The 14,980-nt window shown below is 54.5% G+C and carries 10 protein-coding genes and 1 riboswitch; of the genes, 5 read left to right on the top strand and 5 right to left on the bottom strand.

Annotated features, from left to right (window positions below; translation table 11 throughout):
* The first annotated feature begins 23 nt into the window (after positions 1-23).
* Both rnr and NTU47_05280 read left to right on the top strand, forming a co-directional pair.
* Entirely contained in the window at positions 24-2,183 is a 2,160-nt protein-coding gene (gene rnr, locus NTU47_05275) for a ribonuclease R (GenBank protein MCX6133210.1), read from the top strand.
* A 122-nt stretch (positions 2,184-2,305) separates the two neighbouring features.
* Positions 2,306-5,464 carry a biopolymer transporter Tol gene (locus NTU47_05280; protein ID MCX6133211.1) on the top strand — a complete coding sequence of 1,053 codons (3,159 nt, stop codon included), beginning with the start codon at positions 2,306-2,308 and terminating at the stop codon, positions 5,462-5,464.
* Between the two features lie 184 nt (positions 5,465-5,648).
* Here the strand turns inward: NTU47_05280 and NTU47_05285 are convergent, their stop codons facing one another.
* The 4 genes from NTU47_05285 to NTU47_05300 are packed head-to-tail and all read right to left on the bottom strand — an operon-like array spanning position 5,649 to position 9,259.
* Complete coding sequence (locus NTU47_05285; protein MCX6133212.1) at positions 5,649-6,584, bottom strand: substrate-binding domain-containing protein; 936 nt, start codon at positions 6,582-6,584, stop codon at positions 5,649-5,651.
* Between the two features lie 16 nt (positions 6,585-6,600).
* Complete coding sequence (locus NTU47_05290; protein MCX6133213.1) at positions 6,601-7,890, bottom strand: MFS transporter; 1,290 nt, start codon at positions 7,888-7,890, stop codon at positions 6,601-6,603.
* Positions 7,891-7,899: 9 nt separating this feature from the next.
* Positions 7,900-8,376 carry a transcription antitermination factor NusB gene (nusB, locus tag NTU47_05295; GenBank protein ID MCX6133214.1) on the bottom strand — a complete coding sequence of 159 codons (477 nt, stop codon included), beginning with the start codon at positions 8,374-8,376 and terminating at the stop codon, positions 7,900-7,902.
* 58 nt (positions 8,377-8,434) lie between these two features.
* Positions 8,435-9,259 carry an ABC transporter ATP-binding protein gene (locus NTU47_05300; protein MCX6133215.1) on the bottom strand — a complete coding sequence of 275 codons (825 nt, stop codon included), beginning with the start codon at positions 9,257-9,259 and terminating at the stop codon, positions 8,435-8,437.
* 172 nt (positions 9,260-9,431) lie between these two features.
* Positions 9,432-9,543, top strand: a riboswitch (TPP riboswitch).
* 67 nt (positions 9,544-9,610) lie between these two features.
* Between NTU47_05300 and NTU47_05305 the strand changes: the two genes are divergently transcribed.
* Genes NTU47_05305 through NTU47_05315 form a run of 3 tightly spaced genes read left to right on the top strand, consistent with a single transcriptional unit; the run spans position 9,611 to position 14,185 of the window.
* Complete coding sequence (locus tag NTU47_05305) at positions 9,611-12,058, top strand: TonB-dependent receptor (protein MCX6133216.1); 2,448 nt, start codon at positions 9,611-9,613, stop codon at positions 12,056-12,058.
* Positions 12,059-12,103: 45 nt separating this feature from the next.
* Positions 12,104-12,730 carry a thiamine diphosphokinase gene (locus NTU47_05310; GenBank protein ID MCX6133217.1) on the top strand — a complete coding sequence of 209 codons (627 nt, stop codon included), beginning with the start codon at positions 12,104-12,106 and terminating at the stop codon, positions 12,728-12,730.
* A 15-nt stretch (positions 12,731-12,745) separates the two neighbouring features.
* Complete coding sequence (locus NTU47_05315; GenBank protein MCX6133218.1) at positions 12,746-14,185, top strand: sodium:solute symporter family protein; 1,440 nt, start codon at positions 12,746-12,748, stop codon at positions 14,183-14,185.
* A 142-nt stretch (positions 14,186-14,327) separates the two neighbouring features.
* On the opposite strand, the gene NTU47_05320 is transcribed toward NTU47_05315, so the two are convergent.
* Complete coding sequence (locus tag NTU47_05320; GenBank protein MCX6133219.1) at positions 14,328-14,972, bottom strand: NAD(P)-binding domain-containing protein; 645 nt, start codon at positions 14,970-14,972, stop codon at positions 14,328-14,330.
* Between the last annotated feature and the right edge of the window lie 8 nt (positions 14,973-14,980).

A 14,980-nucleotide genomic window follows, 5' to 3' on the forward strand; every position in this document is an offset into this window, starting at 1 on the left:
TTGAGAACAAAATCCTGGCCTTTCTGGCGCGGTATCCAAACGAGGCTTTCAAATCGAAAGAACTTGCCCGTCGTCTCAGCTTCAAGTCGCAGCAGGACTACCAGATATTCAAAGAGGCGCTTCGCGTGCTGGTGAATGCGAACAAAGTGAAGCGAATCAAAGGGGGAAGGTTCGGTCATTTTGAAATCCCCCAGAGTGTCGCGGGGATTTTCAAGATGACGAAACAGGGATTCGGTACTGTGCTCGCGGAAGGGAGCGGCGATGTCGTTTCCATCGCTCCCCGAGACAGGGGTATGGCCGTCCACGGAGACACGGTGGAGGTTTCTCTGTTCGCTCAGTCGTCCAAGCGCTTGGAGAAGGGACAGCCGCGCGAAGGTGAAGTCATCAAGATCGTTCAACGCGGAAGAACCGAACTTGTCGGTACACTGGAGCGCAGCAAAAACTTCTTCATCGTCATACCCGATGACCGCAAGATCGCGCGCGATGTTTTTGTCGACAAGGAGTTTCTCAACAAGGCGGTACCCGGCGACAAGGTCGTCGTCAAGATCGAGGAGTGGGGAGTCGGTCATTTAAATCCCGAGGGACGCGTCGTCGAGGTCCTCGGAAAGGCGGGGGAGGTATCCGCCGAGCTGAAGTCAGTTATCCGCGAGTTCAAGCTCCCGCTTCATTTTCCGCCCGAGGTCATGCGAGAGGCGGAGTCCCTGCCGGCAGCGATTCCGGATTCGGAGATCATGGAGCGGCTCGATCTTCGAGGCGAATTGTGTTTCACCATCGATCCGGAGGACGCCAAGGATTTCGATGACGCGGTGTCGTTAACCGAGCTTCCGGGAGGTGATTGCCGTTTGGGCGTTCACATCGCCGATGTGTCGTTCTATGTGAAAGAAGGGGGTGAGGTGGACCGTGAAGCGCTCAAGCGGGGAACGAGCGTATACTTTCCGAATATGGTGGTCCCCATGATTCCCGAACGTTTGTCCAACATGCTCTGCAGTCTTCGGCCAGACGAGGACCGGCTTACGTATTCTGTCCTCATGACCGTCACGGCGAAGGGGACGGTGAAGGACTATGACATCGTCGAATCGATCATTCGGAGCAAGCGGCGGTTTTCGTATGAAGAAGTCGAGAAGCTCCTCGATGTCCCGGCAGGCCAGACATCCGGCGCCGGAGTAGACGAAAAGACGCTCGCGTCGGTGCATGCAATGCAGAAGCTCAGCACGATGTTGACGAAGAAGAGGCTTAAGGAGGGAAGCATAGATTTCGAAACGGCGGAAGCGAAGTTCTATTTTGACGCGGAGGGAAAACCTTCGGAGATTCACAAGAAAGCCCGATTGCGCAGCCACCGGTTGGTGGAGGAATTCATGCTTCTGGCCAACCAGGTCGTGGCCCGGCATATTGGCCTTGCGAAGAAGGAAGACCATCGGAAGCCGTTTCTTTATCGTATTCATGATTCACCCGATCCTGACCGGATCCGTGAGCTTGCGGCGTTCGTCGAGCCGTTCGGGTACAAGCTCCGTGTCGATGTCGGCGTTCCGTCGAAGGATTTGCAGAAACTGCTTGACCAGGTTCAGGGTACCGAGGTGGAAAACGTGATCAACAAGGTCGCGTTGCGCGCGATGGCGAAAGCCATCTATTCCGAGCAGAACATCGGTCACTATGGACTCGGGTTTGAGTACTATTCACATTTTACGTCTCCGATTCGTCGCTATCCGGATCTCGTCATTCACAGGCTCCTGAAAGACTATGCCAGGTCTGCGTCGGTCGAGCGTCGGAATGAGATTGCGAAACGTCTGCCGTTCATTGCGAAGCAATCGTCGGCGATGGAGCGGGTGGCGATGGAGGCAGAACGGGCGGGGGTGAAAGTGATGCAGGTGGAGTTCATGAAGCGGCACGTCGGCGACGAGTTTCATGGGGTCATCTCGGGCGTGATGCGTTTTGGCATCTTCATCGAAATCACCGATCTCCTTGTCGAAGGGCTCGTCCATGTCAGGGATCTCAATGATGACTACTATGAATACGACGAGAAAAAGTACGCTCTCATCGGAAGCAGGACGGGGAAACGGTACCGCCTTGGCGACGCAGTGCAGGTGAAGGTGCTACGGGTCAATCCCGAGGAACGGGAGATAGACTTCGCTATCCTCGGATCTGAACAGGATGAGGCGCCCCCTCAACGCAGGCGCCGCAGGTAATCCGGTGGAACCGATAGAGCCGCTGCTGTTGTTGAAGAGAAGGGGGCTGAATTGTATCTCGGGGTGATGTTCTCTACAATCCATTCAATCTGAAAGACCGGAGTATCACAGTGGGAGTGTGTATGAAAAGGATCGCAGTTGTTGGTGCCCTGATGCTGATTGCGTCGAGCCTGGCGGTGAGCCAAAATTCCGTGTACGGCAAGAACAAGGTGCAGTACAAGGATTTCCAATGGGAATACATCCAGACGAGCCACTTCGACATCTACTACTCCCAGAACGGGTATGAGCTCGCCGAGTTCACCGCGGACGCGGCTGAGGATGCGTACGAATCCATCCGGAAGATTCTTCGGTACGACATCAACAACCGTATTCCCATGGTGGTCTACAACTCTCATAACGAGTTTCAGCAGACGAATGTCATTGATGAGTACCTGGAGGAGGGGATCGGGGGAGTCACAGAGCTCTTCAAGAATCGGGTCGTTATCCCGTTCGAAGGCAACTACAGTCAGTTCCGGCACGTGATTCACCATGAGCTGGTGCATGCGGTCCTGAACGACATGTTCTACGGCGGATCGATACAGTCCATCATCTCGAGCCGTTCGCCATTCCAGCTTCCGCTCTGGATGAACGAAGGATTCGCGGAGTATGCGTCGATGAAATGGGAAACAAACTCCGATATGTTCATCCGCGATGCGACGATTCAGAACTATCTTCCCCCCATTGATTTTCTGAACGGCTATTTCGCATATCGGGGCGGCCAGTCTGTTTGGTACTACATTGCGAACAAGTACGGTGAGCAGAAGATCAGCGAAATCATGAACCGCATGAAGAGCACCCGGAGCGTCGAGCAGGGGCTCAAAAGCACCATCGGATTGACGCTCAAAGAGCTTTCTGAGCGGTGGCAGAAGGAGCAGAAGGTCATCTACTGGCCCGACATCGCCAAGCGGGAAGAAGCGGCTGATTTTGCCCGCCGGCTCACCGACCACACGAAAGACGGCAGCTTTTACAATACGAGTCCGGCGATTTCGCCGCAGGGGGACAAGATTGCGTTCATTTCCGACCGCAATGACTTTTTCGATGTCTTCCTCATGTCCGCAATCGACGGCCAGATCCTTGACAAAGTCGTGAGCGGTCAACGGACAAGTGATTTTGAAGAACTCCACCTGTTGACACCGGGAATCGCGTGGTCACCGGACGGCAAGAAAATCGCCTTCGGTGTCAAGGCCGGTGGATCGGATGCCATTGCGATCGTCGATGTGAACTCCGGAAGCAAAGAGAAGCTCGAGCTCGGGCTCGACGGGATCTTTTCTGTGAACTGGTCCAGTGACGGCACGATGCTGGCCTTCCAGGGAATGAAGGGACCCCGTTCTGACATTTATGTGTATGAGTTCGGGACAAAGAAACTGACCAACCTCACGGGGGACGTGTTCACGGATCTCGACCCGGCTTTTTCCCCCGACGGCAAGACGGTCTATTTCACATCGGACAGACGCGATTTTACTTCGCCCGGGAAGATCGTGCCGGGATTAAAGATGTCGCAGATCGACTATAGCCAGCTTGATATCTACGCCGTCGATGTCCAGACTCGCGTGATCCGACGCATCACTGACCTGCCGAATTCTCATGAGACGTCGCCGGTTGTTTCGCCGGACGGAAAGAAGCTGCTCTATATCTCGGACCGGAGCGGCATCAACAATGTGTACGAGAGGAACCTTGAAACGGGAACCGACCGGCCGATCACAAACTCGCTGTCGGGCATCTACCAGTTGACACTTTCGCATGACGGCTCTAAGCTTGTCTTCTCGTCGCTGCATCAGGCCGGGTTCGATGTGTTCCTGATGCGTTCGCCATTGGAACGCAAGCTCAGTGTGGCGGAGCTGGAACCAACGGAATTCATCAAACGGAAACTTGAACTTCCGCGCGCGGAAAAACCTCACGAGGTTTTCGCCACTGCCACGCCGAAGGACACAGTCGCGATCCGTGACAACATCGTCATCGTGCAGGACACGACACAGGAACCAACGAAGTATCAGGCAAACTCGAAGGTTGACCTCAAAAACTATGTATTCTCGCCGGAGACAATGCGCGACACGATTGTGTCTGCAAAGCCGGCAATGCGGCTTGAGATTGCCAACAACCGGGATGCGGAGGGCAACTATGTGCCGCGAAAGTACAAGCTCAACTTCACGCCCGATCTCGTCTATGGAACCGCCGGCTACAGTACATTCTACGGCATCGAAGGACAAACGGTCTTCGCCTTCAGTGACATGCTCGGCGATCATCAGATTGTCCTCCAGACGAACCTGCTGCTCGACCTGAAGAACAGCGACTACGGATTGACCTATCTCTATCTGCCAAACCGCATCGACTATGGGTTCCAGGGCTTCCACACGGCGCGGTTCCTGTACCTTGATGATCAGTATGGGAATGTGTTCCTCTATCGTTTCCGCTCGTGGGCGGTGGGCGGGGTTGCATCATATCCTCTCGATCGGTTCAACAGGCTCGATCTTTCCGTCAACTGGCTGAATCTCTCGCGGGACAACCTTGACGACCCTACGGAACCATCCCAGATACGGTCATTAATCATGCCGTCGTTGAGCTATGTCAATGACAATTCGATCTGGCAGGGCGGATGGTTTGCTCCCAACAACGGGTCCAGGTTCCATGCGACAGTCTATGGAAGTGCGAAAATCAGCGACGAGGCGTTGGATGTTCAGACCTTTACATTCGACTACCGGAGCTACAACAAGCTTGGCAAAGAGCTTCTCTTTGTGTACAGGCTTGCGGGGGGTGCGAGCTACGGCAAGGATCGTCAGGCGTTTTTCATTGGCGGGACGGAAGGTTGGATCAACCGACGGTTCGATCAGGGGGGGCAGGTACCAATTGTGAATGTTGAGGACTACGCGTTCTTGACCCCGGTTCTCCCCGTGCGGGGGTTCGATTACAATGCGCTGAACGGGACCCGGTTTGGTGTGGCAAACCTTGAGTTGCGCTTTCCGCTCGTTCGCTATTTGATCTTTGGGGCGCTTCCGATCGGCTTCCAGAACATGCTGGGTGCCGCTTTTGTGGACGTTGGATCGGCCTGGAGCAATACGAAGTCGTGGCGCGCATTTCAATCGACACCGGACGGAGTTCAGCGCAAGGACCTGCTCATCGGCACCGGCTTCGGTGCCCGGTTCTTCTTTTTCGGATTCCCGCTCCGGATCGATTGCGCGTGGAGCTACAACGGATCAGGATTCTCGGAGCCAATGTGGTATTTCTCCCTCGGTCCGGAATTCTGAGAGATCTCATCACCGCAATAGAAAAGGGCTGTCCCAAATGTGGGTCGAAATGCTATTTCGACCACGTTGAGGATCCTGAAATCTCCGAAACTAAAGAAATCTTGACTTACTCGAAGAGGTCGAAAGTACTTTTGGGACAGCCCCTTTTTTTGCCTTCGGTTGCATCATTCCGTCTGCGTCTCGCCTATTCAACCCCCCTCAGTTTGATTCGCTGAGTCCCCGGCACGAGGTTTCTCTTCAGGAACAGCCGTTGACCGTCTGCATGTGAAACAAAAGACCCGAATCCCGAGGCGAGGCTTCCCAGCGGGGCGTACCAGTATGCGTAGTTCGCCCGCTTCAGTGGATAGTACGAACGATGGATGTTTGCCGGATGGGGGGAGTAGAATTTCCCGAATGCTTCGGTTGGAACACGAAATGTGGTGTCTCCTGCCTGCCGGGTCTCGGCAATATCGAGAATCTTGGCTGCGACGCGGGCTGAGTCAACCCACGTGATACCGACAAGACCAACGGCAAGCGGCTGCGCGGCGACCAGTTGAAGGGTCGCCATGCTCGAACTTGTCAGCCGTGCGCCTTTTCGCAGGGGCTGGCCCTGAAGGATGCGGGCGTCTGCAAACGAGGTGATGTCGGAAGAGTCCTGCAGAACAAGTTCAATGGTCCCCCTCATCGCACCTGCCTTCGACAGCTGCTCCCATCGATTAAACTCGCCGGAAAGTATCTTCGTCAGCTCCGTGGTTGTCACTTTGGTGACGAGGTTCTTCTCGTGTACCACGACAGCAACAGCGTCATACGCGATCAGTACTTCACTCAACTCGAAGCCTTCAGTCTGAGGGAGCTGTTGTCGTTCGGTTGCAGTCATTGGCCGGGTGGAAAACACGAAGCGTATGGAGTCGCGCCCGAGGCGCTGAAGAGCATGTCCGGATGATACAATCTGGTACTCGATCTTCGCTCCGTCGCTTGCATGCTGGTTGAGAAACTCTCTGATCTCATCGAGGGCCGCCGGGACGGTCGACTCCGGCACAAGGACATGCAGGTTCCCGCGTGTGCTTGTCTCGCTCTTTTCCCGTGTGCAACCGGTGAAGAGTATCAGAAGCACAATGGCGGATGTGAACATGGCTTTCATGGTATGGTCCTCCCGGTTAGGAAGAAAAGGCGTTCTTCCGCTCAGGTTCGGAAACTCCCTGGAGCAGAACAAGTCCGGCAATAAAGAAGAGGCTGATGAACAGCACCGCGACGCGCTGGTCTGTCAAGCGGGCAATGACACCATACACAAAGGGGCCCACAACAGCGGATGCCTTGCCGCAAAGGCCATCGTAGAATCCGAAGAACTCCGCCTCCCGCTCTTTCGGTGTCAGGAGTGCCATGAGGCTTCTGCTGGCTGATTGTGATGAACCTATGGCTGCGCCGGCGCCGAGTGCCACGATGTAAAACGCGGAGACCGTAGTCACGAAATAGGCTCCGACAGTAATAATAATCCAGAGGACGAGTGTTACCGAGATCGTTTTCTTCGGGCCGAATTTGTCTGTCAGGAAACCAAAGAGAAATGAACCGATCACTGCGCTCGTCTGAACGATGGCGAAGAAGACGATGGTGTCTTTGTCGCTCATAGAGAGCATCTTCTTTGCAAAGATTGCAGCGAATGCGATGATGGTCAGAATGGCGTCGTTGTAGAGAAAGAAGGCGATGAGGAAACGCGCGATTGATGGATGTTTCCGTTCGATGAAGAGCTCGCGAAATGTCTGTGCAGCCTGACGAAATCCGGTACGAATGATGGCGGGAGGTTTCTCCCCCTTGACGAAAGGTTCAGGCACCCAGATGAACATCGGGAGCGAGAACAGGAAGAAAAACGCCGCCGCAGTGACAAAGGACAGACGAACATAGAACAAATAATCGGGATCGAGAGCGTCCGGAAGCATGAGGTTCACGATGAAGAGAACCACGAGCGCTCCCAGGTAGCCCATCGCAAATCCATACCCGGACACTCGGCCGTACGAGCGGCGTGACGTGATACTGGGCAGAAATGCGTCGTAGAAAACAATCCCCCCCTCGAACCCCACGTTGGCGATGATGAAGAGAACCATGCCGAGAAGAATCATCCCGGGCTTGACGAAGAACATCAACGCGGTGCTGACGACACACGCGAGAGTGAAGAGGAGGAGAAACTGCTTCTTGTTCCGAAGAAAATCAGCCGCCACGCCGAGGGGCGGCGCAATCGCCGCAGCAAGAATCATGGAGAGGCTGACGGTAAGACCCCACAGCAGTTCGTTGCCCCCGGCAACCTGACTCGTGAAGTAGGTCGAATAGATAACGGTAACGATGATGACGGAATACGCCGTGTTCCCAAAATCAAACAACGTCCAGGCAAAAATCCTGGGACGTGAATAGTGAGGAGTCTTCAACCCGGAGTCCGAAACGGGAGAAATGGACATCGCAGCCGTCTAGTGTGCAGGTTTTGTCTTTGATGAAGTCTCGAGAAGTCCGCGCCCGGTTTTCCTCATCCGGCCTGACTTCTTCAGGTCGTCCAGTATCGAATCCAGGACGCCGTTGACGAATTTGTCACTTTTCTCAGTGCTGTACCGTCGCGCGATTTCGATCGCCTCATTGATGGAAACTTTCGGCGGGATGTCATCGAAGTACAGGAGTTCGCAGATGCTGATCCTGAGGATAATCCTGTCGATTACAGCGATGCGGCTGAATTCCCAGTTGGCCACGCGGCTCATGATGAGCTTGTCAATTTCGTCCTTCGTCGCAAGCACCTTGAGGAACAGGATCTTCGCAGCGTCAAACAGATCAGGTTCCTTCTTGAGGCCGCCAACGATGGTCTCCAGAATCAGCTCGACCGGCTCTTGGGAAAGCTCATGAGCATACAATCCCTGCAGGACTTTCTCACGTATTTGTCGGCGTCGGGTGGACATAGGTTGCTCGATCCGGGAGAGACAGTGTTCCTTTATTCTTTGCTTTCTTGTGGACTATTTAGATCTTCGCCTGTCTGGAAACCCTTCGGGAGGCCATCGGCAGCAATGAAATCCGGAGCGCCGAAGAAGAAGGGACAAGATCAACAAGCACAGGGGTTCGATAAACCAGTTCAATGTTCAATTCGGTCAGGACTTCGCGCGGTTCGCCGATTGCGAAGATGCCTGATCCGCCGGCGTCCGGTTGGCCGAGCAGCAGCGTTCGTTTGCTGAATGCCGCAGCGAGATTAAGATCGTGCGAAACGGAAATGATGGTCAGGTGGTGCTGTTCATTTTGTTCCTGCAGGATCTGAAAGATCTCGACCTGGTGGTTGATGTCGAGATGTGCGTTCGGCTCGTCAAGCAGAAGAATTTCCGGCTGCTGGCTGAGTGCACGTGCAATCAACACACGCTGTCGTTCACCCCCTGAAATAGCAGTGATGAGCTTGTCGGCCAGATGATCGATGTCGGTGAGCCGCATCATTTCCCATGCAACGTCCAGGTCATGTTGATTCTCAAATCCTGACCGGGCAACATGTGGTGAGCGGCCCATGAGCACAACTTCGAGGACTGTGTAAGGAAACACCCAGAGCGTGTCCTGAGGAACATACGCCATGATTCTCGCGAGATCACGACGATTGAACGACGCTAGAGGCCGGCCGTCGAGAGTGATACTCCCCCCCTGGGGAAGGAGGATTCGATCGAGCAGGCGAAGAAGCGTTGATTTTCCAGAGCCATTGGGGCCCAGCAAGCTGAGGAAATCGCCAGCCGGGACATTGAAGGAGATATCGCGGAGAACCGGGACGCCGGGATAACGAAATTGAAGGTTCTCAACTGACAGATTCATAGAAGGAACAGTCTGCTCGGGATGGTTCGACAGATCGCGTTTACTCGTGCTGAAGAAAATAGACAAAAAATAGCTGGCAGGCAAGGAGTTCAGGCAGATTCAATTCCGCCTGCTTGACAAGTTCTACGAGAGCATGTATATTGAAGCAGTTCTTTTCCAACAGTGATATTGTACGTTCCGTTAGGGGTGCATCCCGTCTCAAGTCATCGGGGCCGGACGCTGAGAGCAGACCCTCCGAACCTGAACTGGGTAATACCAGCGAAGGAAAACGGGAAACTGGTTTCTTCTACGGCGGCCGTTTTCCATTCTTGCTCTCGAATGGAAAATGGCTTTTTTTTTGCGGGGACTCGTATGCAATACCGAATGGTTCTGGTTGCACTGGCATTGGCACATGCGTGTGCCATTGGACAGGAGACTGGAACAATTCAAGGCTTGGTGCGCGATGCGGAAACGCTGAGACCGCTCGAGGCAGCGAACATTCTGCTTCAGGGAACAAATGCGGGCGTGAGCGCTGGCAAGGACGGTTCTTTTCGGCTGCCTCGAATCCCGGCCGGTTCCTACACCGTGAGAGTCAGCTTCATCGGGTATTCGCCGCAAACACTGCTGGTCGCGGTGCGCCAGGGCGAAACATCAACTCTTGACGTGTCGCTCGTCCAAACGGTACTCCCGGGGCAATCGATTGTGGTTTCGGCAACACGCGCCCGGGAGCGCTCCAGCCCGGTTGCTTTTTCAACGTTGAGCCCCCGTGATCTCACGGAGCGCTATTCGACTCAGGATATTCCGTTGCTTCTTTCCGAACTCCCATCCACAACCTTCTACTCGGAAAGCGGAAACGGTATCGGGTACAACTACCTCAGCATCCGCGGCTTCGATCAGCGACGCATCTCAGTGATGGTCAATGGCATTCCGCAGAATGATCCGGAAGATCATGACGTGTACTGGCTGGATTTCCCCGACCTTGCCGCGAACCTCCAGGATATCCAGGTCCAACGCGGAGCAGGCAGCGCGTTCTACGGTCCCCCCGCCATCGGAGGATCGGTCAACCTCATCACCTCGAGTTACTCAAGAACACCCGGCATTTCTGTCTACACGGGATTTGGGTCATACAATACACGGAGATACTCTGTCTCGGTCAATTCGGGGCTCGTGGGGGAGAAATACCAGTTCTACGGCCGGCTGTCACGCATCCTGAGCGACGGATACCGTATGAACTCCTGGACAGATTTTTCAAGCTATTTTCTGGGGGCGACCCGGTACGACGAAACGATGACGACACAGTTGAACTTCTACGGCGGACCGGTCGCAGATCATCTTGCATACTATGGCATAGCCCGGGAGGACGCGTACTCTTCGGACTCACAAAAGAGGCGGCAGAATCCGATTCGGCGCGCGGAAGAAATCGAGAATTTCAGCCAGCCACACTATGAACTTCTGCACGAATGGCGCCCCTCGGAACACATCACGGTGAACAACGCCCTGTTTCTCGTCACCGGTGACGGCTTCTTTGACTACGACGGATCGTGGGCTCCATATTCGTATTTTCGCATTACTCCGAGAAACGGATTCGCGGTTTCCGGTGATCCTGACGAATTGTACATCCCCAACGCCCTGATACGCGCCTGGGTGGGGAATAGACAATACGGCTGGCTGCCGCGAGCGAGCATCCGGCATGACGGCGGAGAGGTGACAGTCGGTGCCGAGTTCCGTATTCACCGGTCAACGCACTGGGGCGCACTCCGCTGGGGAGAAAGCCTTCCGGCGGGGATCACTCCTGACTATCACTACTATGAGTATCAGGGTGGAAAGGACATGATTTCTCTGTATGTCCACGAACTCTACGAGCTTCGTCCCGATCTGACTCTGCAGCTCGACTTGCAGTATGCCGACAGCCGGTACCGTTTTCACGATGAAAAATATCTGAATACGGATTTTTCAGTTCCGTATCGGTTCCTCAATCCGCGCGCTGGACTGAACTACAATATCAGCGAGAAGTTGAATATCTACACGCAGATCTCCCGAACTTCGCGGGAGCCGCGGCTGAAGAACCTGTACGATGCTGCGGAGGCGAGTACGCCGCAATCCTGGGGCCCGGTCACTCCGCAATTCAGGACTCAGGCGTCCGGCGCTTATGATTTTTCGAGTCCCCTCGTCAGACCGGAAGCTCTTGTCGATGTCGAACTCGGAAGCGGGTACACTGCGGAACAACTCCACGTGACGGCGAGCCTCTTCTATATGAGTTTCGACGATGAGATCATCAAGCAGGGTCAGCTCGATCGGTTTGGAATCCCTGTCACCGGGAATGCAGACCGGACCCTTCACCAGGGAATTGAACTGACTGCCGTGACGAGGTTCGTGGAAGGGTTGGAGGTACAGGCGAACGCTACGTGGAGCAGGAATCGGTTGGAGAAGTACTCTGTGTTCAACGGTTCAACGCGTGTTTCTCTTGATGGAAACAACATCGCCGGATTTCCCGACTTCCTTGCGAACGCAAGAGCGACGTACCGAACCGGTGGGCTTGTCGCGTCTCTTTCGATACAGCACGTCGGGGAATTCTATTCTGACAACTTCCAAAGCTCCTCGAAGGGTAGAACAGATCCTGGTCGTACAATCAGCGCATACACCGTTGTGCACGCGTCGCTTACCTACAGGCTCAGGCTCGTACCGGTCGTGCAGTCCGTTGAAATAAGCGCCCAGGCGAACAATCTTTTCAACAGGATGTATGCGGCCAATGGTGAAGGAGGGGAGTTCTATCCCGCGGCTGAACGCAACTACTTTGCCTCTCTGAAATTTGATTTGTAATTTGAAAACGCAGGGAAATACCGTCGCTCACAATCTGATGGATGTATGGCGAAACGTGCCCTCGTAATTGCATACGGCGAACCGCCGAAGAAGCAACGCTTGCTAAGCCTCGCCCGGGAGTCGAATATCGTCATATGTGCAGACGGAGGGGCCAACATTGCATTGAAAGCAGGAATTACGCCCGACGTGATCGTCGGGGATCTGGATTCAATCCACGCCGAAGCGCTCGTGAAATTCCGCAAGGTGCCAACCTTCGAGGACCGGGACGATCAGACAACCGACCTGGAAAAGGCTATTCTCTGGGCCATCAATGCGAAATCTGACCACATGACAGTTGTTGGGGCGACAGGCAAGAGAGTAGACCATTCTGTTGGAAACCTGGGTGTGCTGGCCAAGTACTACCCGGACGCTATCATCCGTTTCGTTGATGACCTCGGAGAGATTTCGTATGTTGGCCGCGATCTGACGTTTGACGCAAAAAAAGGGGATGTCATTTCTCTCATACCGCTGAGTCGGTGTGAGGGGATCGTCACGAAAGGACTCAGGTATTCGCTGGATGGCGAAACGCTTGAGATCGGAGTTCGTGAAGGAACCAGCAATGTCGTCGACCATTCCCCGGTGAGCATCAAAGTCAAAAAAGGGCACCTGCTCCTTTTTGAACTCTTCTCCTGAACTCAGCCATCCCAGATGGTCCACTTCGGCCTCATCGACACGCTCCTCATACTTCTCTATTTTCTTGCCGTCGTCTTCGTCGGATTCCGGGCCGCTCGTCGTTCAAGAAACGAGACTGAGGATTTCTTTCTCGCCGGGCGAACACTCACACTGCCGATGTTTGTAGCCACGCTGGTCTCGACCTGGTATGGCGGAATACTCGGTGTGGGGGAATTTTCATACAAGTACGGGATCTCGAACTGGGTCGTCTTCGGTGCTCCGTATTACGTCTTCGCTCTTCTGTTTGCCTTGCTGCTTGCGAAACGAATCCGGGCAACAAATCACCTGACAATCCCCGACCAACTTGAAGCCTCGTACGACAAGAGAACCGCGCTCCTCGGCGGTGTGCTCACCTTCTTCCTGATTACACCGGCGGCGTATGTGTTGATGGTTGGCATCCTGATCCAGCTCGTCTTCGGCCTGGACATGGTTACGAGCGTCACTGTCACGACCACGCTCACGATCTGTTATCTCTACTGGGGTGGATTCAGATCTGACGTCTGGGCAAATGCACTTGAGTTCGTGTTGATGTTCCTTGGATTCGCGATGATATTGCCGTTCGCGTATTTCAAGCTCGGGGGATGGGAATACATCGTGACACATGTTCCTCCGCTTCACCTCACGTGGCACGGGGGAAACAGCTGGCAGTTCATTGCTGTCTGGTTCTTCATCGCTCTCTGGACGCTCGTGGATCCCGCTTTCCATCAGCGCTGCTATGCCGCGAAAGACGGGAAGACCGCACAACGGGGAATACTCATTTCCATACCGTTCTGGTTCTTCTTTGATTTCATGACGAGCATGGCCGGCCTCTACGCCCGTGCCGCTCTCCCCGACTTGCCCAATCCTGCCTTCTCCTACCCGATGTTGGCCGAGTTGACCTTGCCGCCGATTGCAAAAGGGCTCTTCTATATCGGGATGCTTGCGACAATCATGTCGACATTGAGCAGTCTCATGTTCATCTCTGCTTCGACGATCGGCCGGGATATCGTGGGTCGATCAGGAACAACCCGGAGCGCGGAATCACGTGACGCAATGGTTCGCAGGTGGACAAAGCTAGGACTGATCATATCAGCCGTCTTCTCGATCATTCTGGCATTAATGGTACCATCTGTGGTCAAGATATGGTATGCGATAGGAACTGCAATTGTGCCCGGGCTGCTCGTCCCTCTTATGGCGAGCTATTTCAAGCCGCTCCGCATTCCGCCAAGGTATGGGTTCTGGGCAATGCTGCTGGGTTGGGGCACCTCGAGCGCCTGGCTCATCTGCGGGCAGTTTCACCTCGTCGATGGTGCGCCTTCGTACTGGTTGGGCATCGAGCCGATGTATCCCGGGCTGGCGCTATCGCTATCCGTGTGGTTTGTAGGTCGAAATTCATTTCGACCACAGAATGGTTCTTCGACAGGTAATCTGCTGTAGTTGACCCATGTCCGGCGGGCAGGCTCAACTTTCGGACATGGGTCCTCTTTGACAGATTGTCCTTCGGAGAACACCACGGGAGTGGGGAAGATCCAGAAAACGAAGAACCCGGCCGGAGCCGGGTTCTATAGTGCGTAGCGTTCTACTTTCGTAGTAGTTTAAACGCGTGAGACCATGTGTTGGTCTTGAACCCATAGAGCACCCAGGCCATGGCCATCGGCTCGAGGAAACGTGAGCCTTCAATCCCCCCGATGTCAACCGTCGACCACTTGAATGCCGTCAGGATGTCGGTCACTTTCTGCTTGGCTTTCTCGTCGTTGCCGCAGATGAACATGTCCGGCGGGCCGCCATCGAACTGCGGGTTAACCATGAACGGAGCCCCGATGATGTTGAAAGCTTTTACGACGTGCGCCTCCGGAATCCACCGCTGAACCTGCTCGCCCCCCGAGTCCGTGTGCCCCAACGCGAGTTTGGGCGAAGAACCGCTGGAGAAATCGAGCGGGTTTGTAACATCGATGACGACCTTGTCGCTGAAGTTCTTCTTTTCTGACAACTTGATCGCATTTTCCGTTCCAGACCACGGGCTCGCCAACACAAGAAGCTCGCCGAAGGACGCCGCCTCTGCATAGGTCCCCGCGGATGCCTTCGGGCCTGTTTTTCCAACCCAGGTTTTGATCTTGTCCTGACCGGGATCCCTTGTCCCGATTTTCACATCATGGCCCAGATCGGCGAAGCCTTTTCCGAGTGCCTGACCGACGCCGCCGGAACCAAGAATTCCGATTTTCATTGAATGTC

The organism is Ignavibacteriales bacterium, from assembly GCA_026390595.1.
In the GTDB taxonomy this organism is placed as follows: domain Bacteria; phylum Bacteroidota; class Ignavibacteria; order UBA10030; family UBA10030; genus UBA9647.